General features: G+C 52.1%; 16 protein-coding genes and 1 pseudogene. 13 read left to right on the forward strand and 4 right to left on the reverse strand.

Features of this window, described 5'->3' with window-relative positions:
• Positions 1-95: 95 nt before the first annotated feature.
• A complete protein-coding gene (gene glpK, locus CGZ75_RS21650; protein ID WP_089526336.1) occupies positions 96-1,607 on the forward strand; it encodes a glycerol kinase GlpK in 1,512 nt (503 codons plus the stop codon).
• A 318-nt stretch (positions 1,608-1,925) separates the two neighbouring features.
• Positions 1,926-3,716, forward strand: coding sequence for a glycerol-3-phosphate dehydrogenase/oxidase (locus CGZ75_RS21655; protein WP_089526551.1), 1,791 nt, complete (start codon positions 1,926-1,928; stop codon positions 3,714-3,716).
• A 173-nt stretch (positions 3,717-3,889) separates the two neighbouring features.
• Here CGZ75_RS21655 and CGZ75_RS21660 read toward each other — a convergent pair whose 3' ends face one another.
• Positions 3,890-4,825, reverse strand: a complete 936-nt coding sequence (locus tag CGZ75_RS21660; RefSeq protein ID WP_089526337.1) for an AraC family transcriptional regulator — start codon at positions 4,823-4,825, stop codon at positions 3,890-3,892.
• 181 nt (positions 4,826-5,006) lie between these two features.
• On the opposite strand from CGZ75_RS21660, the gene CGZ75_RS21665 reads away from it, so the two are divergent.
• The 4 genes from CGZ75_RS21665 to CGZ75_RS21680 all read left to right on the forward strand — a co-directional run bounded on the left by CGZ75_RS21665 (position 5,007) and on the right by CGZ75_RS21680 (position 8,940).
• Entirely contained in the window at positions 5,007-5,807 is an 801-nt protein-coding gene (locus tag CGZ75_RS21665; RefSeq protein ID WP_176444955.1) for a phytanoyl-CoA dioxygenase family protein, read from the forward strand.
• Positions 5,800-6,717, forward strand: coding sequence for an NHL repeat-containing protein (locus tag CGZ75_RS21670; protein ID WP_089526339.1), 918 nt, complete (start codon positions 5,800-5,802; stop codon positions 6,715-6,717). The genes CGZ75_RS21665 and CGZ75_RS21670 overlap by 8 nt, the downstream gene beginning before the upstream one ends.
• Before the next feature lie 145 nt (positions 6,718-6,862).
• Positions 6,863-7,843 (forward strand): polysaccharide biosynthesis protein, encoded by a 981-nt coding sequence (locus CGZ75_RS21675; RefSeq protein ID WP_089526340.1) that lies wholly within the window; start codon positions 6,863-6,865, stop codon positions 7,841-7,843.
• Positions 7,840-8,940, forward strand: coding sequence for an undecaprenyldiphospho-muramoylpentapeptide beta-N-acetylglucosaminyltransferase (locus CGZ75_RS21680; RefSeq protein WP_089526341.1), 1,101 nt, complete (start codon positions 7,840-7,842; stop codon positions 8,938-8,940). The genes CGZ75_RS21675 and CGZ75_RS21680 overlap by 4 nt, the downstream gene beginning before the upstream one ends.
• Positions 8,941-9,030: 90 nt before the next feature.
• Here CGZ75_RS21680 and CGZ75_RS21685 read toward each other — a convergent pair whose 3' ends face one another.
• The gene (locus tag CGZ75_RS21685; protein ID WP_089526342.1) at positions 9,031-9,906 is read right to left on the reverse strand and encodes an AraC family transcriptional regulator; all 876 of its coding nucleotides are present in this window, start codon (positions 9,904-9,906) and stop codon (positions 9,031-9,033) included.
• Between the two features lie 128 nt (positions 9,907-10,034).
• On the opposite strand from CGZ75_RS21685, the gene CGZ75_RS21690 reads away from it, so the two are divergent.
• The 6 genes from CGZ75_RS21690 to CGZ75_RS21715 all read left to right on the forward strand — a co-directional run bounded on the left by CGZ75_RS21690 (position 10,035) and on the right by CGZ75_RS21715 (position 16,465).
• Positions 10,035-10,868, forward strand: coding sequence for an amidohydrolase family protein (locus CGZ75_RS21690; protein WP_176444956.1), 834 nt, complete (start codon positions 10,035-10,037; stop codon positions 10,866-10,868).
• Complete coding sequence (locus CGZ75_RS21695) at positions 10,865-12,346, forward strand: tagaturonate reductase (RefSeq protein WP_089526344.1); 1,482 nt, start codon at positions 10,865-10,867, stop codon at positions 12,344-12,346. The genes CGZ75_RS21690 and CGZ75_RS21695 overlap by 4 nt, the downstream gene beginning before the upstream one ends.
• Complete coding sequence (locus CGZ75_RS21700; RefSeq protein WP_089526345.1) at positions 12,339-13,850, forward strand: UxaA family hydrolase; 1,512 nt, start codon at positions 12,339-12,341, stop codon at positions 13,848-13,850. The genes CGZ75_RS21695 and CGZ75_RS21700 overlap by 8 nt, the downstream gene beginning before the upstream one ends.
• Entirely contained in the window at positions 13,850-14,809 is a 960-nt protein-coding gene (locus CGZ75_RS21705; protein WP_089526346.1) for an aldo/keto reductase, read from the forward strand. Before CGZ75_RS21700 ends, CGZ75_RS21705 begins: the two co-directional genes overlap by 1 nt.
• 4 nt (positions 14,810-14,813) lie before the next feature.
• Positions 14,814-15,830 carry a zinc-binding alcohol dehydrogenase family protein gene (locus CGZ75_RS21710; RefSeq protein WP_089526347.1) on the forward strand — a complete coding sequence of 339 codons (1,017 nt, stop codon included), beginning with the start codon at positions 14,814-14,816 and terminating at the stop codon, positions 15,828-15,830.
• An 86-nt stretch (positions 15,831-15,916) separates the two neighbouring features.
• On the forward strand, positions 15,917-16,465 hold the full coding sequence (locus CGZ75_RS21715) for a tropomyosin (protein ID WP_089526348.1): 549 nt from the start codon (positions 15,917-15,919) through the stop codon (positions 16,463-16,465).
• Between the two features lie 28 nt (positions 16,466-16,493).
• On the opposite strand, the gene CGZ75_RS21720 is transcribed toward CGZ75_RS21715, so the two are convergent.
• Together CGZ75_RS21720 and CGZ75_RS21725 are read right to left on the reverse strand one after the other, a co-directional pair.
• Positions 16,494-17,294, reverse strand: a complete 801-nt coding sequence (locus tag CGZ75_RS21720; protein ID WP_089526349.1) for a WYL domain-containing protein — start codon at positions 17,292-17,294, stop codon at positions 16,494-16,496.
• Positions 17,281-18,614, reverse strand: a pseudogene (locus CGZ75_RS21725) (WYL domain-containing protein). Before CGZ75_RS21725 ends, CGZ75_RS21720 begins: the two are co-directional and overlap by 14 nt.
• Positions 18,615-19,233: 619 nt before the next feature.
• On the opposite strand from CGZ75_RS21725, the gene CGZ75_RS21730 reads away from it, so the two are divergent.
• Positions 19,234-20,343 (forward strand): slipin family protein, encoded by a 1,110-nt coding sequence (locus CGZ75_RS21730; RefSeq protein ID WP_089526350.1) that lies wholly within the window; start codon positions 19,234-19,236, stop codon positions 20,341-20,343.
• Positions 20,344-20,560 lie beyond the last annotated feature (217 nt).

The following is a 20,560-nucleotide window of genomic DNA, read 5'->3' on the forward strand; positions in this document are numbered from 1 at the left end:
GCAAAAAATCGATATAATCAGGCATAACTTGCGGAGAAACGCTCCGCGACTTGCCATGCTACAAAGGAGCAAATGTTAATCGGGAGGAATCGGCCATGAGCAGAACGCCTTCAAGTGAAACCTTTATTCTGTCCATCGATCAGGGTACGACGAGCAGCCGGGCGGTTATCATCAACCGGAGCGGAGAGTTCATTGCCTCGGCCCAAGAGGAGATTCGACAGTATTATCCGCAGCCGGGCTGGGTAGAGCATGACGCCAGCGAAATTTGGGTGTCGGTGCTCGGTGTCATCGCTGCGGCCTTGTCCAAGGCGCAGCTTCGTCCGAATCAGATCGAAGCGATTGGCATTACGAATCAGCGCGAGACGGCAGTTGTGTGGGACAAGGCGACAGGTTATCCCATTCACCGAGCTATAGTGTGGCAGTCCCGACAGACGGCCGACATCTGTCAGGAGCTGCGTGAGCAGGGACATGAGGAGACTTTCCGCAGCAAGACGGGGTTGCTCATTGATCCTTATTTTTCGGGTACGAAGATTAAGTGGATTCTGGATCATGTCGAGGGAGCGCGGGAGCGGGCGGAGCATGGGGAGCTGTTGTTCGGGACAATTGATGCGTGGCTCATCTGGAAAATGACCGGAGGAGCGATGCATCTCACCGACTATACAAATGCTTCCCGTACACTGCTGTTCAATATCCACGAGCTGAAATGGGATGAAGAGTTGCTCGCCATTCTTGACATACCGGCAGCGATGCTGCCGGAAGCTCGTCCTTCCTCTGGCGAGTTCGGCGTTACGGCGGAGGCGCATTTCTTTGGGTGTCAGGTTCCGATAACTGGCGTTGCTGGTGACCAGCAGGCTGCGCTGTTCGGACAAGCTTGCTTTTCAGAAGGAATGGCTAAAAACACCTACGGCACTGGCTGCTTCATGCTGATGCACACCGGTTCCAAGCCGGTCCGTTCTAGCAATGGTCTGCTGACTACAATTGTTTGCAGCGCGGCAGGCGGCTCGGCGGAATATGCGCTTGAGGGCAGCGTGTTCGTTGCCGGCTCGGCGGTCCAGTGGTTGCGCGATGGGCTGCGCATGATCAAGTCGGCAAAGGAGAGCGAGATGTATGCATCCCGTGTTGATTCTACCAAGGGAGTTTATGTCGTGCCGGCGTTTGTCGGGCTGGGGACTCCCTACTGGGACAGTGAGGTGCGCGGAGCGGTATTTGGCCTGACTAGCGGCGCGGAGAAAGAGCATTTTGTGCGCGCTGTGCTGGAGGCGCTTGCTTATCAGACGAAGGATGTACTTGCTGTCATGGAAAAAGAATCCGGGATGGAGCTGTCCGCACTGCGCGTTGACGGTGGCATTGTGAAAAATAGCTTCCTCATGCAATTCCAGAGCGATATTTTGGGCGTGCCAGTGGAGCGGCCGGAAATCAATGAAACAACGGTGCTCGGCGCCGCCTACTTGGCAGGACTAGCCTCAGGTTATTGGCAGGATCGACAGGAGCTGGAGGCGATTTGGCGCATGGAGCGGCAGTTCGTTCCAGCGATGCCGCCGGAGCAAAGCGTCGAGCTTTACAGCGGGTGGAAAAAAGCGGTAGCGGCGGCAAGAGCGTTTCAATAACGGCGACATTTGGCACCTTGATGATACAACAAGCCGCTCGGCAGAAGTCAACGCCATAAGCGCTGAGTTGTCTTTGATAGGACAAGGTAGCTCGGCAGCTTGTGGTTTTTCTATATCCTACAATCGATCACCATCAGGACTGGGTGTGGAATCTATTGCGTTTGCCCAGGTGGTAAGGAGGGTCACGGAATGGAAAGCAGTGAACGGATGGAAGGAAAAGCAGGAATGAAAGTAAAAGTAGGTGTGAAAGCAGAAGCAGGTATGACTGGCTCTGTAGCACACGGGGGAGGGAACTTTTCCGCTGTTAACAGAGAAGCTATGCTCGGTAGGCTGGAAACGGAGCAATGGGATCTGCTCGTCATCGGAGGAGGTATTACCGGTGCGGGCATCGCGCTCGACGCCCAGTCGCGAGGAATGCGTGTGGCGCTTGTGGAAATGCAGGATTTTGCGGCCGGAACTTCCAGTCGATCGACGAAGCTTATCCATGGCGGTCTGCGCTACCTCAAGCAGTTAGAGGTGCGGATGGTCGCCGAGGTTGGCAGGGAGCGATCCGTAGTTTACGAGAACGGTCCGCATGTGACGACCCCGGAATGGATGCTGCTGCCGATTTACAAAGGAGGTACATTCGGCAGATGGTCCACCTCGCTTGGTCTGGCGCTGTATGATCGGTTGGCCGGCGTTAAGCTGCGGGAGCGGCGGCGGATGCTGGGAGCTGCCACGACTGCGGAGCGGGAACCGCTGCTGCGCCGGGAAGGTCTGAAGGGCGGCGGATACTATGTCGAGTACCGTACAGATGATGCCCGGCTGACGATCGAGGTGGTCAAAAAAGCAGCCGAGCTTGGCGCCCTCGCCGTGAACTATGTCAAGGCGGAGGAGTTGCTTTACGAGGACGGCAGCACCGGGGGCAGTGAGAGGGCCGGTGAGCGGACAGGGAACGTCCGAAGCAGGGATGCCCATGCTGCCGGAAAAGCTGAACTCAGCGGCCGTGCGGCCAGCGGGCGACGGCTCTGCGGCATCAAGGCTGTCGATACGATCAGCGGCAGGAGCTTCATCATGCGTGCACGCCGTATCGTTAATGCGACCGGCCCTTGGGTCGATGGAATCCGCGAGCTGGACGGCTCCCGCAAGGGCAAAACGCTGCGTCTGACCAAAGGTATCCATCTCGTTTTTGACGGGGCGCGCTTCCCGCTGCGGCAGGCGGTCTATTTTGATACGCCGGACGGGCGGATGATGTTCGCCATCCCTCGGGATGGCAAAACTTATGTTGGTACGACCGACACTGACTACCACGGCGATGCGACCCATCCGCGGATGACAGCGGAGGACCGCAAGTATGTAATAGAGGCGGCAGCTGTTATGTTTCCAAGCCTTGCTTTGACCGAGGCTGACGTAGAGTCGAGTTGGGCAGGTGTCAGACCGTTAATCTACGAAGAAGGCAAAAGCCCATCAGAAATATCACGGCGGGATGAGATTTTCCACTCGGAATCGGGATTATTCACGATTGCCGGCGGCAAGCTGACCGGCTATCGCAAGATGGCCGAGACGGTTACGGACCGTGTCGCTGGGGAACTGCAGTCGGAGGGGCTCGGACCGTTCGGCCGCTGTCATACACGGACGATGCCCATCTCCGGCGGCGATGTCGGCGGAGCAGCCGGGTTCGCTGCGGCAACCGCTGCCGCAGGGGAGCGCGGTCGGCAGCTTGGCCTTGGTGCAATGGAGGCGGAGCGATTGGCCGTGCGTTATGGGAGTAACGCGGATGCTGTACTGCAACTGCTACCATCCGACGAACGCAATAGGCGCGGAGGCGCATTGCCCGGATCTCTTAGCAGTCAAGCCGGGCCCGGCACAGTCGCCGGAAGCGGTGAGCTGCCGCGCTCGGTACATGCGGAGCTACTTTACGCCATCCGGCATGAGATGGCAGTCAAGCCGGCGGATTTTTTGATCCGCCGGACTGGGGCGCTCTTTTTTGACCGGGCAGCCGTGATGAAATGGAAGGAACAAGTCGTCCGCATCATGGCGGAGGAGCTTGGCAGCTCGGTACGCCAGAAACAGTCTTTCCTTCAGGAGCTTGAAGTGGAGCTAAAGGCGGCCGTTGATCCGATTAACTGATCCAATTAGCTAGTGTTTCGCACATAAAAAGAGGCCCGCCTTATAGGCGGGCCCAGAGAGAATATATGAATAAGGGGGGTCTGAAAGTAAGTATAAGCCGCATAAATGAAGTCTAGCTGAAGGTAATATTACAAATAGATTACATCTTTGAAAATAAAGTTTCAAAGACCCGACTAGCCCGAATTCGGAGGGAAGCTATGAATAAGCGGAGGCATTGACTCCGCATATTTTTTAGGTGAAAGCCCTTCCATCTTTTTAAATAACTTGCTGAAGTAGAACAGGTCGGGGATTCCTACCCCATCGGCAATTTCTTTGATCGTAAACTTATGCAATCGAAGCAATCGCTTTGCCTCCTCGATTCTCAGACCGAGCAAATATTGGGAAACGGATTGTCCTGTCGCTTGTTTGAAAAGAGAGCCAAAATATTTAGGAGAAAGATTGGCTCTTGCGGCTAACATAGGCAAATCGATTTTTTGCGTGTAATTCTGTTGCATAAATTGAACGGCTTCCAGCATCAAATCGGCATGGGAATTATGAATTCGTATTCCTTCTTTAGTCGTCAGCTCCTGATGAACAAGCCCTAACAGTCGCAGCAGGGAGGACTTTAGCCAAATATGGGCATCGGCTCTCGACTCATTAAAGTGTAAGACCAACTCCTTGAACGCTTCATGAAACGAATGCGTTCGGCTTGGCGTCATACGCTCAGGAATATCCAAGTCCATTAATTCAGCATATGGACGGGCTTTTAGCCAATTCACATCTGGAATGATCTCTCCTTGCCTCCGGCCTAGATAGACGGAAGGGGAGAAATCGGTTGATTCACCAAGAAACATATAATCGAAGTGGACGGCAAAACAGTGCATCGGCTCCTTTTCGAATACATACATCTCATTCAGCTTATGCGGGCGTATGTACAACAAATCTCCCGGCTCCATCGGATACTTATTGTTTTCGATTCTCAGCCAGCCTGATCCGCTGACCACAAATATAAACTCATGATCATAAATATATCGTTCGTGGAGATGAGCTCCTGGATGAACGACGACCTCGTGAATAAATCTGACATAAGGGGATAACGTTTTGTAGTCGACTCGATAGATGTTGGCCATTGCAATCACATCCTAGTCTTCGACTTTATTCTAAGTTGAATTAAACCATTAATCCGAGGTGGCATCAACAAGCATTTTCACATTCGACTTTATTACAAAAACTTCCGAATTCTCTCCATCCTCCTTTGATTAATCACCTTGTATGATAGGGGCATATCACAAGCCAAGGAGGCTACATTGGATGGGTACCCCTGCAGCACAGATTACCGATGAACAGGTTTCTTTTTATCGCGAGAATGGATTCGTCAAAGTAGAAAATATGCTTACGGGCGAAGAGCTGGAACAGCTTCGGGAGTATCTGGAGGAAGCGATGCAGGAGGATAGCGGCCGTTCTGTAAAGACCGACAAAAATGGTGGCGCTTACTTCCGGGTGTTGAATCAGAAGGTGAACACCTGGAGAGACCATGGCGGAATGGGCAAATTCAGCTTTCATGAAAAGTTTGCGAAGGCCGCGCTCGATTTGACCGGGTCCAATGAAATCCGCTTTTTCCATGACCATGGACTTTGGAAAATGCCAGGTGATTCTAAACCAACTCCTTGGCATCAAGATACTCCCTATTGGCCGGTCAATGAGGCTGAGCGGGGCATGCTTTCCATCTGGATCGCCTTGGATGACGTCAATGAGCAAAACGGCTGCATGGCTTTTGTGCCCAAGTCGCATAAACTCGGGAAGTTAACCGGAATTAACTTTTTGGAGCCTCAAAATATATTCGATTATGTAGAGGGCGGGCAATTGGACGATCAAAAACCTGTTGTTGTACCGCTTAAAGCAGGCAGCTGTACGTTTCATAACGGATTGACGTTCCACTATGCACATGCGAATGTGACCGACCGTCCAAGACGCGCATTAGCCATTATTTATATGCCTGATGGGATCACGTATAACGGGAATGGTCATATCGTTACGGAGGGATCGAATTTGAAGAAAGATCAGCCATTTAAAGGGCCATTATTCCCGCTGTTGGTGAAGCGCCATGCCTAATTCAACGATCAGCCTTCATCTCGTGCCGGGTTGGGCGAAGCTTCCGGAAGACGTTGCGCTCGGATTTACGCATGGTATCGCCGTAGATTCTCAAAAGCGAGTATTTGTTTTCAACATGAGCCAGCATGCTGTGGCCGTGTTCGATTCCTCGGGACAGTTTTTGCATTCATGGGGAAGCGATTTTGCAGCAGGGGCTCACGGCATGCATCTCCGCAAGGAAGAGGATGGCCAAGAGTACTTGTACTTAACCGATATTTCACGCCATCTGATCGCTAAGTACACGCTGGATGGGGAAGAAGTATTTACGGTAGGCGTCCCGCCGCTTCCCGATCTCTACCCGACGCCGGGGCATTATATGCCGACGGACATCGATGTTGCCCCGAATGGCGATATCTACGTGGTAGATGGATACGGACAGTATGCGGTTCATCGTTTTGACCGAACGGGTCGATGGCTGCAGCACTGGGGTGGCAAGGAAGGTGCCGAGCATGTCTTACACGAGCCCCATGGATTAGGGATCGATACCCGTCCAGAGGAGCCCATCGTATACGTTGCAGACCGACGGAACCAGCGCTTCGTTGCTTTCCAACTCGATGGCACCTTTATTGAAACTTATAGCGGTGATTTCCTGCTTCCTTGCGACTTGGTTCCCTTTGGTAAAGACGGATTTATCCTGCCGGACCTGAACGGCCGAATTACGATTACGGACGGCAGCTTCCAGCATTCCGCGCATACGGGCGAAAACCCCTCCATTTGGCAAGTTCCTGGATGGCCCGGCATCCCCCCGGACAATTGGGTGGACGGACGTTTCATCTCTCCGCATGGTTTATGTGTAGACGATGACTGTGTGTTTGTAGTTGAATGGGTGCCGCAGGGCCGAATTACGAAGTGGGAAGTAAGATGGAACTAGTTATATAAGACTGCCAAGACTGCCAGATGACTCTGGCAGTCTTTTTGTCGTTCTCCCAGATTGTCAAACTGGTGTAACACAACCTGATTAGACTTATCCTATGTGATCGGAAACGAGCCATGGAGAGATGGAGGCAAGATGAATTATGGATAAAACGATTTTAGTGACCGGCGGTACAGGCTCATGGGGAGTGGAGCTGGTCAAACAGCTGTTGCTGACACAACCGAAGGAAATTCGCATTTTCTCTAGAAACGAATCGCTTCAAGTACAAATGCATCGCGAAATTGGTGACCCTAGGCTGCAATTCGTGATTGGCGATATCCGGGATAAATCGGAATTAATGATGGCTTGTTCCGATGTAGACGAAGTCTATCATTTGGCGGCGCTTAAACATGTCCCAATTTGTGAAGAACAGCCGGAGAGCGCACTTAAGACAAACGTAATGGGGACGCAAAATGTGATTGATGCTGCCATGGAAAGCGGCGTGCGGAAAGTCATGTATGTATCTACGGACAAAGCTTCTAATCCTAATAGTACCTACGGCATGACTAAAGCATTGGGTGAAAAGCTTATTTTATCCGCCAATGTTAGGTCGGCTGGAACTACATTTGCGTGTTTCAGAAGCGGCAATGTGCTCGGTTCCGCCGGAAGTGTCATTCCTTTGTTCCAGCGGCAGCTCAAGGAAGGCCATGATCTTACTGTGACCGATCCCGGAATGACGAGGTTTTTCCTAACCTTGGGCAATGCGGTTCAAATATTGCAGGTAGCTATGGAGAGCAGCCAAGGTGGAGAAATCTATATCCCGAAAATGGGAGCATGCAATATTTCTGATCTAGCTCGGGTGATGATTGAATACTCCGGCTCCAGCATCGCCAATATCCGATATGTAGGTATTCGTCCAGGAGAGAAGCTGCATGAAACGTTGATCACGGAAACGGAAAGTAATCATGTTGTTGATCAAGATGAGCGATATTTTGTCATTATGCCCCCGTGTTCAAGCGGTGAACAGACAGTGGATGATGGACAACGCAGTGAGCTGGCCCGGCGAGGGTATCATTCGGACGATTGGAAGATGTCGCAGGAAGAGATCGGACAGTTGCTTCATCAAGGTGGGTTTTTAGCATGAAACGAAAAATAGTCCTTACGGGAGGCGGTTCGGCCGGACATGTAACGCCGAATCTTGTCTTGATCCAGCGATTATTGGAAGAAGGCTGGGAAATCCATTATATTGGCTCCAAGCATGGAATCGAGCGTCAATTGGTCGGTGGGCTTGATGCGGTCCAATACCATTCGGTTTCCACGGGAAAGCTGAGACGATACTGGTCTTGGGAAAATGTATCGGATTTTTTCAAGCTTACACTCGGCATCTTACAAGCGATATTCCTTATGTTGCGGATCAAGCCGGACGCTATGTTTTCCTTGGGAGGTTTTGTGGCGGTTCCAGTTGTTATTGGCGCCCGCTACAAAAGGGTCCCGATTCTTATTTTCGAGCCTGATCTGTATCCGGGTCTAGCCAATCGGATTTCTAGCCGTTTTGCCCGAGTTATAGGTACGACCTTTGCGGGAACGTCTCAGATTTACTGGATCAACGATAACAGGACCATGCATATAGGACCTATTTTAAGAGAGGAACTGAAGCTGGGGAGCAGGGCGAGAGGCATTCAGCGACGCGGATTTGACGACGACAAGCCTATTGTTCTTATTATGGGAGGCAGCCAAGGTGCGGAACGAATTAATCGTATCGTCAGAGAAGCACTGCCTGAACTGTTGATGAGCTATCAGGTCGTTCATATTTGCGGGGTCGGTAAAATGGATCCTTCCTACGATCGGTTTTCAGGTTATATACAGCTTGAATATGCCCATGCTGAGCTTCCCGATCTGATGGCAATGGCGGATATGGTTGTTTCGCGGGCCGGCTCCAATGCGATTCATGAATGGCTGCATTTACGAAAGCCTATGCTCCTTATTCCACATGTGATCGGCGGTGCACGGACAGGCCAACTGCTGAACGCACACCATTTTCAAAACGCGGGATACGCTGAGCTTCTATATGAGGAAGAGCTGACAAAAGCGGCATTTCTGAGCGCGGTAGACGCCGTTTATCGTGACCGGAAATTATATTCGGCCCGTATGAGTAGGCACGAGACGGATGGGGCTGCTGAAAAAGTGATGAGATTAATCGACAAAGAAGCTCGTTCGCAAAAGGCTGGGGCAACTATATGAGCAGCAAAATACCTAAAGTTTTACTTATAACCTTTACCATTATCGTCGTGACCCTGCTAACACTTGCTTATAACGATGCCATTTAAGCCGTTACGGCTGCTCAACTAGGTTTTTCCGTCGATAAGCGGCTGGAGTTGAAGCTGTTAAGCCCTTAAAAATTCGGTGGAAATGCGGAATGCTCATAAACCCGCATTTCTCCGCAATGTTGGCGATGCTCTCGTCGGATTCCAGCAGCAAACCTTTGGCTTGAATAATTCGTTTGGCATTCACATAATCGGTAACATTCATCCCTGTAAACTGCTTGAATACTCGTGAAAAATGAGGCGGAGAAACAGAAGATTTCTCGGCAAATTCGACCAAGCTATACGCTAGTCCAGGCTGCGCATCTATTTCAAGCAGGGCCCTCTTAATCCAAGAGGGTCCTATTCGTTTATCCCCTGCTCTAGGGGTAAAATGACGAGCTAGATGGCGGTTCAAATGTAATAACAGTCTTCCGAGCTCAAGACGAATTGACGCCCGATACCCTTCAAGCTGATCGGTTTGCTCCCTATGAATCCATTCCATAGAGCTTTCAACGCTTGAACGGACTGTTTCCGTCAGATCGAATTTATAATGTTTTTGGCCACGAGCGATATCGAAGCATTGCAACAGCGAGTAGGAATGATCGTAGATTTCTCCAGCGGCAAAAGCAGGCGTAAAAAAAATCGCCGTGGAAATAATCGGATTGAGCTCATCCGGCAGGGAGCGATGTACGGTATTGCCTGGAATAATGAACAGGTCCCCGCTTTTTTTCTCATACAGCGTGTTATCTATAAAAAAGGTACCTGTTCCTTGATGGATATAAACGAGCTCAAAGTGCTCGTGGAGATGATCGGGAAGCTCATCCTCAGGATGTTTGACATGCTGATGGATGATATGAAAGGGAAATAACGGATCTCCTATAAAGGGCTTGCGGAAGGGCTCCATACGGATCATCTCCAATGAATAAGTTCGTCCCATCATAATATCAAAATAGAGTACAAATATGAATATATAGATCATATCATTGTAAATTTTGATTATTTATAATGAGATTAACAGAAGGAGGAATGGAGATGCGAATCGACTCTCATCAGCATTATTGGCGAATTGAACGCGGTGATTACGGATGGATTACGCCGGACATCCCTGTTCTTTATCGGGACTTTTTGCCGGAGGATCTTGCGCCTCACTTAATGAAACATGGATTGGACGGCACGGTTGCCGTGCAGGCAGCGCCTACTTTAGAGGAAACAGAGTATCTATTCTCTCTCGCGGATCAGCAGGATTCCAACATACTCGGCGTGGTCGGCTGGTTGGATTTATTCGATCCCGCACATCGCCAGCATTTTGACCGCTTCAATAAACATGATAAATTCAAAGGCTTCCGTATCATGATTCAGGAAATGCCGGATTCCAGCCGAATTTTGGAGCCTGAATTTGTGGAAGCGCTGAAAGGATACGCAGCGGATGATGTTCCGGTAGATTTGCTGCTGTTGTCCCGCCAGTTGGAGCATACCGTTCAGCTTCTGAATGGGGTTCCAGGGCTGCGCGGGGTCATCGACCATATTGCCAAGCCTGAGATTAGCAACGGTGAAATAGACAATTGGCTGAAATCGATGAAAGAAATCGCGAAGCATTCCAATATCTATATCAAGCTATCGGGAATGGTGACGGAAGGCGATCATGGGAGCTGGAAACCGGAAGATTTCAAGCCTTATATCGGGCATGTATTAGAGCTGTTCGGGCCTGACCGGGTCATGTTTGGCAGCGATTGGCCGGTCTGTTTGCTGGCGGCAGAGTACGATGCCGTTGTAGCGGTTTTGCAGGAAGCAATCCCAGCTCATTGGGGAGAGGGCGAACGCGCCAAGCTGTTTGGTCTTAATGCGAAGGAGTTTTACAAGTTATGAGTTTGTTATTGAACCGGGCAGCGTTAGACGAGAGGGGCAGAGGCAGGCTGGACGAAGTTCAAGGAGCGCCGGTGACCATCCTGCAAATTGGCGAGGGCAATTTTCTGCGTGGATTCACAGACTGGATGATTCAAGCTTGCAGAAACCAGGGATTATTCTCAGGAAGCATTGCGGTGGTCCAGCCCCGGCCATCGGGAAGGGCCAAAATCGAGAAACTGGCCGCACAAGACGGCATGTACACGCTTGTTACCCAAGGGCTGGAAAATGGCCAGGAGGTGTGTCGGAAGGAAACTATTGGGGTGTTCTCGCAAGCTTTCGATCCCTATTCGGAGTGGAAGCGTCTACTCGAACTAGCAGCAAGTCCAGAGCTTCGTATCGTCATCTCGAATACAACGGAAGCCGGACTCGTATATCGCCCAGAGAAGCTGACGGGAGGACCGATCCAATCCTACCCTGGAAAAATAGCCTACTTGCTGTATGAACGCTATAAAACGTTCCTTGGTGATCCTGAGAAGGGGCTGATTCTGCTTCCATGCGAGCTGCTTGAGCGGAACGGGGATGTACTGAAGGCTGCAGTCCTGCAGTATTCCAAGGACTGGAAGTTCCCGGCCGCATTCCATGACTGGATTAAACAACATAATCGTTTCTTGAGCTCGCTTGTCGATCGCATTGTACCTGGATATCCGGAGGAAGCGCAAGCTGAAGCGTGGTTCCACGAGTGGGGGTACCGCGATGAGCTGCTGTGTACCGCGGAGCCTTATCATCTATGGGCGATTGAGGCCGAGCCTGAGCTGGAAGCCATTCTTCCGCTGCGGAAGGCCGGGTTGAACGTTCACTGGACGGATGATTTGAAGCCGTTTCAGCAACAGAAGGTTCGCATTCTCAACGGCGCGCACACATGGATGGCTCCGCTGGGCATTTTGCATGATATCGAGCATGTCCGGGCGTTCATGGAACATCCAGAGTTTGGCGCAGCGGTGCGAGAGACGGTATGGAGAGACATTCTTCCGACCTTGCCCTACGGGGAAAATGAGCTTAAAACCTACGCGGACAGCGTATTCGATCGCTTCGGCAATCCTTACATCCGCCATCGGCTTGCCGATATTGCCATGAACTCGATGGGCAAATTCAGCGTCCGGCTTATGCCGACCCTAGCTCATTACGCTGAGTCGGGAGAAGCGATACCTGCGAGGCTTGCCCTTGGCTTGGCGGCGCTGCTGCGTTATTACAAAGTAACCAAGGGCTCGGATGGCGAATTCACGGGGACGTCGTTGAAGGGTATCCGTTATGTCGTTCGAGACGACTCCAACGCCCTTGATCGGATCGCTGGCCATTGGCAAGCCGCAGGCGCATCAAATGCCGACGCTATTGGAGCCATCCTTGCTGACAAGGAGCTTTGGGGCAGTAGTTGGAGCGGATTGGCGGAATCGGTCATTGTACAATCGGAAGTTCTGGAAAGGGGAGAGGGGAATGAATGATTGGCTTCGCTTGTCGGATCAGGATGGGGTTGTCATTGCGCTTCGGCCCATCGCTTCCGGTGAAAGTATCGTGCTTGAGAACGAGCTTGTTGTTACGATCCGCGAGGATATTCCTAAGGGTCATAAAATACTGACGGTACCAACTTCGCTCGGACAGGATATATACAAATTCGGATATTCCATCGGCAAAGCCAAGGAAGATATCGAGGCAGGATCATGGGTGCATACCCATAATCTACGGACAGGGCTTGGTACCATTCTTGAGTATAGCTACGAGCCGATCGCGGAGCAGGAGCAGGAGCAGGAGCAGGAGCAGGAGCTGGCAAGCGAGGTCCCGATGTTCCAAGGGTATGTCCGACCGAGCGGCGAGGTTGGCATCCGCAATGAAATCTGGGTCATCAACACGGTTGGCTGCATCAACAAAACTTGTGAGATTTTGGCTAAGCGCGGAAGCGATCTTGCCCGGGCGCGGATCGACGGTGTGTTCCATTTTGCCCATCCATTCGGCTGCTCACAGCTTGGCGATGACCTTCAGTTCACACAGAAGCTGCTCGCTTCGCTGGTTAACCATCCCAACGCTGCGGGAGTGCTTGTCGTCGGACTCGGCTGCGAGAACAATGGGATCGAGCTGTTCAAAGAGGCGATCGGTTCTTATGACGAACATCGCGTCAAGTTTATGAGCGCCCAGACCGAAGAGGATGAGCTGGAAAAAGGTTTGGAACTGATCCAAGAGCTGGCCTCCTATGGGGCGAGCTTCAAGCGGGAGCCGGTGCCTCTTTCTAAATTAAAGATTGGCTTAAAATGCGGCGGTTCCGACGGTTTCTCCGGCATTACGGCGAATCCGCTCGTCGGCTCAATATCCGACTCCTTGATCAAAGTCGGCGGCACGGCGATTCTCACCGAAGTGCCAGAGATGTTCGGCGCGGAGAAGATCCTTATGGATCGTGCTGTCAATGAAGGCGTTTTTGAGAATATCGTCACTCTCATCAACGATTTCAAGCAGTATTTTATCCGTCATGGTCAAGAAATCTATGAGAATCCCTCTCCTGGCAACAAAGCTGGCGGCATAAGCACGCTGGAGGAGAAGTCGCTCGGCTGCACTCAGAAGGGCGGCAGAGCTTTGGTGCAGGATGTTGTGAAATACGGCGAGCGAGTCCGTCAAAACGGGCTCAATTTATTGGAAGCGCCGGGAAATGATCTCGTTTCCGTGACGGCTTTATCGGCGGCAGGTGCTCATATCGTCTTGTTTACGACGGGACGCGGCACGCCGTTCGGCGGACCCGTTCCTACGGTGAAGATTGCTACCAATTCGGATCTTGCGCGGCATAAAAAGAACTGGATCGATTATAATGCCGGACAGTTGCTGGAAGGCAAGTCGATGCCGGAGATGAGCGAAGAATTAATGAGTTACCTCATTGAGCTGGCTTCCGGCGAGCGCAAAACGAATAACGAGCGGAATGGGTTTCGTGAAATAGCGATATTTAAGGACGGGGTGATTCTTTAATGAAATACCGCAAGCTGGGAAAAACGGGCCTGGATGTTTCCACACTGAGTTTTGGCGCTTCATCGCTCGGCTCCGTTTTCCGGAACACAGATGATGGCGAGGCCATCACGACGGTACATGCTGCCGTAGATTCAGGCATCAATCTGATTGACGTGTCCCCTTATTACGGGCTGACAAAGGCCGAGACGGTGCTTGGCAAAGCGATTCAACAAATCCCGCGTGACAAGTTTTTGCTTTCTACAAAAGCAGGGCGTTATGGAGCGGATGAGTTCGATTTTTCGGCGAAAAGAATTACGGCAAGCGTTGAGGAAAGCTTGGCGCGCCTTCATACGGATTATATCGATGTGCTCTTCCTGCATGATATCGAATTTGTGCCGGCAAACATTATCATCGAGGAAGCTATTCCGGCTTTGCAGCAATTGAAACAGCAAGGGAAAATCCGCTTTACCGGTATTTGCGGCCTGCCTTTGGAGCTGTTCGAATATATGCTGCCAAAGGTCGACGTTGATGCGATTATTTCGTATTGCCATTATTCCTTGAATGACACTTCACTCTTGAATCTGCTGCCATTGCTGGAATCCAAAGACATTGGCCTCGTAAATGCCTCCCCTCTGTCGATGGGTCTGCTTGGTATGCGTGGAGCGCCCGACTGGCATCCAGCAAGTCCGCAACTAAAAGCGGCATGCAAAGCAGCTGCTCAGTTCTGCGAGTCGCATGGCGAAGATATTGCCAAGCTTGCGGTGCAGTTTTCCACTTCCAATGAGCTTATTCCTACTACACTCGTCAGCACGGCGAACCCGGTGAATATCGTCAAAAACGCCATGTGGGTCGATGAGCCAATCAATAAAGAGCTGCTTAAAGCAGTGCAAGAGCTGTTAGCTCCTGTATTAAATGAAACCTGGGTCAGCGGAAGACCCCAATACAACACCAAAATTCAGTTAAACGAAGGCGGGCATTAAAGCGATGAAGGGTATTGTATGCGAGGCGGTCGAGTCGTTCCAGTATCGCGATGATTTGCCGGAACCAGAAATGTTGCCGGGAGAAGCAATTGTACAAATTCGCAGAGTCGGGATCTGCGGAACCGATCTGCATGCCTTTAAAGGCAATCAGCCGTTTTTCTCTTATCCTCGTATTCTGGGCCACGAGCTGTCGGGTACGATTGTACAGGTAAACGAGGGTCAGCATGGTCTACAGGTGGGAGATCAGGTCGCTGTTATCCCGTATTTGCACTGTGGAATCTGTGTAGCTTGCCGCAATGGAAAAACGAACTGCTGCACCTCGATGAAGGTGCTTGGCGTTCATACGGACGGCGGAATGCGGGAGCGGATTGCCGTGCCGACTTCGCATCTGATTCGGACGGATGGCTTGACTCTAGATGAGTCGGCCATGCTGGAGCCCCTGGCGATTGGCGCTCATGCTGTTCGCCGCTCCAAGCTGACGGCGGGTGAGACTGTGCTCGTAATCGGCGCAGGGCCGATTGGGCTAGGTGTAATGGCTTTTGCCAAATATGCGGGGGCCAAAGTTATTGCGATGGATGTCAACGACGAGCGCTTGGCTTTTTGCCGCTCATGGGCTGGCGTCGACGATATCGTTAACGCATCCAATGGAGCTGCGGAGCAGCTCCAGCGTTTGACAGATGGCGATTATCCGACGATTGTGTTTGATGCTACAGGCAATTCCAAGTCAATGGAAACGGCATTCTCTTATGCGGCTCATGGCGGTACATTGGTCTATGTAGGCTTGGTGAAAAATGATATCTCGTTCAACGATTCCGAATTCCATAAGCGGGAAATGACTCTTATGGGCAGTCGCAATGCGACTAAGGAAGATTTCGACCGCGTGCTGGAGGCGCTTAAAGCTGGCGGCATCGATATCGGACGGTATGTCACTCATCGCGCCAGCTTCGAGGAGATGGTTGGACAGTTCGACGTTTGGCTGAACCCTGCCTCGAAGGTCATTAAGGCGATTGTAGAGCTATAACCGAAAGCCATGAAACTTAACTCCTAGGGTATTGTTGTCCTTGAGGTTAACCTCTATAATAGGGAGAGGACAAGGGGGCGATTGCAGTGGAAGAAACGTTGAAGGAATTAATAGGCGTTATAAAAGGCATGAACACGCGTCTCGAAAGCATTGACGAGCGACTCGGGTTGATCGATGGAAGACTCGATTCGCTTGAAGGTAGATTCGAACTGGTGGAAAGCAGACTCGATTCGCTGGAAGGCAGATTCGACTCGCTGGAAGGCAGATTCGACTCGCTGGAAGGCAGATTCGATTCGCTGGAGGGCAGATTCGACTCGCTGGAAAGTAGATTCGACTCGCTGGAAAGTAGATTCGAGACGCTGGAAAGTAGATTCGAGACGCTGGAAAGTAGATTCGAGACGCTGGAAGGCAGATTCGACTCGCTGGAAGTTAGACAAGCCGAAGGATTTCGCCAAACGAACGAACGCTTGGATCGTATCGAAAAGCGCCTAGATTTAACGTTTCAGCAAGTCGCTGCAACCGCCGAGGACATTACGACATTGAACTCGTTTACCGAACGGCTGGACGCCCAGCACAATCTGATTGCCAAGATTGAAGAATCGGTCGAGATTTTGAAAGTCAAAGTCCAATATTAAGCAATCCTCCTCCCCCCCCTTTTTTTTCCTACTCGTTTATCCCATATCGAGCCAGTGCCTTCAAGGCGCTGGCTCTTAGTTCATTTTGCAGCGATATTCCTTCCAGTACCCGCACCCGCTTGCCGAGAAAACGCAGCTTCAGCAGTAAATAGCCAGACTCATCCTTTTGATAAGTAACGGTGATCCGATACATTCCACTCTCCGCATCATAGTGTACTTCCTGCTGAAAACAAGACAGGGCGTACAGAATACGCGACAGCTCCCGGTTATATCGGGGCAATAGTTCAATAACTGCATTGGCGCGACGGCGCGCTCTAAGAGCCGCAATGCGGCGGTCGAGGCGGTCTGCTTCTTTCGGCGGCATGGGCATTGGCTCCACGCCGTGCATACGCGACAGTCGAGTTCGCATGAGAGGGCGGCCATTTGCTTGAAGCCAGAGCAAATACCATTCTTTTGTGGACATCGCATATTCGAGACGATAGGGATAACCAAGCGCGTGATGGCGAACAAGGCCTCCTTTGCCCTCACAAGTAATTCTCATGCCGCTGCGGCAGCGGATCAACTCAGCCAGCTCCGGCAGGTAAGGGGCGTATAATCGCCGCTCACGACTGCGGGCTTTTTCTTTCAAATGGGCGAGAGATAACGGTTCGTCCTCCTGCAACAACAGTTGCAGCTTATCGAATGCTGTTGCACCGAGGAAGGAAGGAGCGGTGTGATGCTCCAGCATGAGCCGCAGCCAGGAGCGTTCCCCGCTTGTGACGGCGAGCGCACCGCTGTCTGCCAGACGCCGACTTAACTCGTGATTATGCACTTTATCAAACAGACTCATAGATTTTCGCAAGCTCCTTCCATTCCTCGATCATCTCCTGCCTCATCGCTTTAGGCTCCAGCACCTCACAGCTCGATCCGAAGCTGCGCAGCCACGGCCGGATTTCCCTCGTTCCATTCACTTCAATGTGGAACAGGAACGATCCCGATCCCTCTTCGCTAATGATTCCGCTCTGCCCTTGCAGCAGCACTCGTTCGCGGATGAAGTTGTAGCGAGCACCCTCCGGTTGGAAAAAGCGCACCGATACACGAATCGGCGCTCCCATATCAACGAGCCAGCTCCAGCGGGTTTTCTCTTCAAGCTGCTCTCTTTTGAGCGCGACGAACTCCGGGTCGGCGGGCAAGCCCATCTCCAGGCCGCTGATCCCTTCCATGCGCCACGAACCGAGACCAACGGTTGGCTTGAAGCCAAGCAAATACCAGCGGCCATACTGATGGTCGTAAACGGTTTTGAGCGGCAGCATCGTTACTTTGCTGGCCGGGTTTTGCCGGACATGCAGCGGATTCGTGCCGCGTGCGACGTAGCGGCTGTCTGATTTAGGCGTTAAGTAATCGAATGTTACCTGTGAGCGTGTCTCGATCGCGGTGAGCAGCGGGTACAGATAAGCTTCATCGAGAATGCGGCAATCATAATGGTAGGCAAAACCAACGCCGAAGCTGAGACATTCCGCTTCACCAAGGCTGCGGCGGAGACTGTCCTGCAGGAGGTAACCGAGAACCGACGGGACGCGTGTACCAGCCATAACATGGACGAACAGCTCTAGCCGCTGCAGCTCCTCCGTTTCCAATTGGTTCCATAGTTCATTGCGCAGGCGAAAACGAAACGGCCGTTGGCCGCTGCGGGAGACGATACCGGCTTCTACCAGATAGGCAAGATCGGAGCGGATCGTTTTTTCATCGGGCAAAGCCGCTTCCTCCGGCATGGCGGCCCAGCATGCCTCTAGCAGCTCGGAAGCGGTCCAAGCTGCAGCGTTTCTAGCAGCAGAGCAAGTCGGATCGTTTCCGACTCCTTGAGTGATTTTGCACGAAAAAGGAACATGAGCATCGGGTCGCGCCCGCTCTCGCGCCTCGCCTGCAACAGCTCCGTCAAGCCTGGATTGGGCGTCGTCGCGGCAGCAGATACGTCCAGCACATTTGACGCGTCGGAAGATGCCAAGGGGGAGCTCCCTGCAGCTACCTCTTTAAGGCGGCGCAGCGCCTTGTCTAGCGTGTGGACGGATATACCCAGTCGCTCGGCTGATTCCTTGCGGCTATAGCTGCCGCCCGTCAGCGCCATCATACGGAGCAGCTCGATCTCCTTGTCAAAGCTTTCCCTGGCCATGCGTTAATTCCCCCGATCGTCTGAAACCGAACGCTATTGATTCTACAAGAGTCGACGCGATTCCTCCCGATTCCATTTTTTGCACAATGAAAAAGAGCTTTGCCATACTTACGCCCTGTTCCGCCGTCACCCTGCCCGTTAAGATGAACCAGAAGGCAAGGGCAACTAGGCAGGGATTTCGGCCGCAGGCCATGTTCCGCAGTGCTGAGCGCGATGCGTCACGGCATGTTTTGCTAGTCTTCTCGTATTAAATTGATGCCCGGCCGCCCGAGCGGGCGGTCCGTGGCGGAAAACGGCATTAGCCGACCTCGAGAAATGGAAGGGCAACGATTCAGGTCCGGTCCCAGCCGCGCTAAATTAAGGCGGCAGCCGCAGATCAGCTATGCAACGCCGGGGCAAGCGGCGGTGAAAGTCCGGTTCGGACGGGAGCCCGAACACTTCAGGGGCAGCCCACAAGGTGTCTCCTGGAGAAGAAGGGCTGCCCTGGAAACCGGTACATTCCCGCAGATGCGCACCGAGCGTTCCGCTCGATTCGCGAGGGAGCGAGCTTGGATCGTACGCCACCATATCATGGAATGCAACGGTCTTAAGGACCATACGTATAAAAGGAGCTGGTAGTATGTTTAAAACTATAACGATTAAGCAGACAGAAAGAGGATTGTTGTACCGCAGAGGCAGTTTTGCCGGATTGTTGAAGCCGGGCACGATTGTGCTGAACCGCCTTCGCGGTGAAAGTGTTGTTGTCCATCGCATTGATGAGCCATTCATTCCGCCTGACGGCCCCCTGTCCGTCTACCTGCAGGACGAAGCGTTGGCGAAGCAGCTCGAGGTCATTGAGGTGCAGGATGCGGAATATGCTGTGTTTTATGCCGATGGTCGTATTAACAAGCTGCTGCACCCGGGCATCCATGCCTTTTGGAAAGGAGCGGGGGAGTATAGCTTTCTGCGCATTGACACGCGACAACCGGAGCTGGACTCTAAGCTGGGGTCGGAGCTGATCCAGTTCCTCAGGCCATACTGGAGTGTACTTGAAGTCGAGAGATGGGAGCGCGGCTTTCTGCATTTCGATCATGTGAGCCAGCGTGAGCTAGGTCCGGGACGATACCGTTTCTGGGATGGCCCGGTCAAGGCAAGCGTGCTGAAGGTGGACTTACGCCGTCAGCAGCTGGATCTGGTTGGTCAGGAGATGATGACCGCTGACAAAATCACGTTGCGGCTGAACTTTGTCAGTCAGTACCGCATCATCGATCCAGCGCGGACGCTGGACATCAAATCGTTGTCGGAGCAGCTTTATATCGCGCTGCAGCTCATTCTTCGCGACTACATCAGCGGATTGGAGCTAGATGCCCTACTCTCCTCCCGCGAAGATGCGGCGACAGCAGTGTTGGAGCGGCTGCGCGTAGCCGGCACGGAGTACGGAGTGGAGTTTTTGAGCGCGGGCATCAAGGACGTCATTTTACCGGGCGAGATTCGCGATATTTTGAACACAGTGCTGTTGGCGGAGAAAAAAGCCCAGGCTAACCTCATCACGCGCCGGGAGGAGACCGCCTCAACTCGCAGCCTGCTGAACACGGCTCGACTGATGGAGGACAATGCCACGCTCTACCGGCTCAAGGAGCTTGAGGTGCTGGAGCGGTTATTCGAGCGCATGGGCAGCGTCTCGCTGGACAGCGGCAGCGGTGTGCTGGAGCAGCTGGCTCGACTGACTAGCGGCTCGGGAAGAGGTTAATCCCAAGCAGAGGAATAAGCGCCGCGGGCAATGGACTGGAATGGATTTTTTAAGTCCCAGCATGCCCAGCTTCGCTTAAGTTACAACTCACAGTTCCCTTTTAACAGGGTATTGAGGTAAAAATAAACAGATAAATAAAGTCGAATCATGTATAATGGTGGAGGTATTTAGAAGCATAGAATTAATAAGCAAGGTAGAATGAAGAACAGAAGCAGAG

Origin of the sequence: Paenibacillus herberti (assembly GCF_002233675.1) — a bacterium.
GTDB classification, from domain to species: domain Bacteria; phylum Bacillota; class Bacilli; order Paenibacillales; family Paenibacillaceae; genus Paenibacillus_O; species Paenibacillus_O herberti.

What these genes read in the sequence shown, in the direction of transcription:
- CGZ75_RS21720 (WP_089526349.1), bottom strand. Translation starts at nt 17,294, where the DNA reads ATGAGTCTGTTTGATAAAGTGCATAATCACGAGTTAAGTCGGCGTCTG.
- CGZ75_RS21730 (WP_089526350.1), top strand. Translation starts at nt 19,234, where the DNA reads ATGTTTAAAACTATAACGATTAAGCAGACAGAAAGAGGATTGTTGTAC.
- CGZ75_RS21685 (WP_089526342.1), bottom strand. Translation starts at nt 9,906, where the DNA reads ATGGAGCCCTTCCGCAAGCCCTTTATAGGAGATCCGTTATTTCCCTTT.
- CGZ75_RS21700 (WP_089526345.1), top strand. Translation starts at nt 12,339, where the DNA reads ATGAATGATTGGCTTCGCTTGTCGGATCAGGATGGGGTTGTCATTGCG.
- CGZ75_RS21680 (WP_089526341.1), top strand. Translation starts at nt 7,840, where the DNA reads ATGAAACGAAAAATAGTCCTTACGGGAGGCGGTTCGGCCGGACATGTA.
- CGZ75_RS21660 (WP_089526337.1), bottom strand. Translation starts at nt 4,825, where the DNA reads ATGGCCAACATCTATCGAGTCGACTACAAAACGTTATCCCCTTATGTC.
- CGZ75_RS21665 (WP_176444955.1), top strand. Translation starts at nt 5,007, where the DNA reads ATGGGTACCCCTGCAGCACAGATTACCGATGAACAGGTTTCTTTTTAT.
- CGZ75_RS21655 (WP_089526551.1), top strand. Translation starts at nt 1,926, where the DNA reads ATGCTCGGTAGGCTGGAAACGGAGCAATGGGATCTGCTCGTCATCGGA.
- CGZ75_RS21670 (WP_089526339.1), top strand. Translation starts at nt 5,800, where the DNA reads ATGCCTAATTCAACGATCAGCCTTCATCTCGTGCCGGGTTGGGCGAAG.
- CGZ75_RS21705 (WP_089526346.1), top strand. Translation starts at nt 13,850, where the DNA reads ATGAAATACCGCAAGCTGGGAAAAACGGGCCTGGATGTTTCCACACTG.
- CGZ75_RS21695 (WP_089526344.1), top strand. Translation starts at nt 10,865, where the DNA reads ATGAGTTTGTTATTGAACCGGGCAGCGTTAGACGAGAGGGGCAGAGGC.
- CGZ75_RS21710 (WP_089526347.1), top strand. Translation starts at nt 14,814, where the DNA reads ATGAAGGGTATTGTATGCGAGGCGGTCGAGTCGTTCCAGTATCGCGAT.
- glpK (WP_089526336.1), top strand. Translation starts at nt 96, where the DNA reads ATGAGCAGAACGCCTTCAAGTGAAACCTTTATTCTGTCCATCGATCAG.
- CGZ75_RS21690 (WP_176444956.1), top strand. Translation starts at nt 10,035, where the DNA reads ATGCGAATCGACTCTCATCAGCATTATTGGCGAATTGAACGCGGTGAT.
- CGZ75_RS21675 (WP_089526340.1), top strand. Translation starts at nt 6,863, where the DNA reads ATGGATAAAACGATTTTAGTGACCGGCGGTACAGGCTCATGGGGAGTG.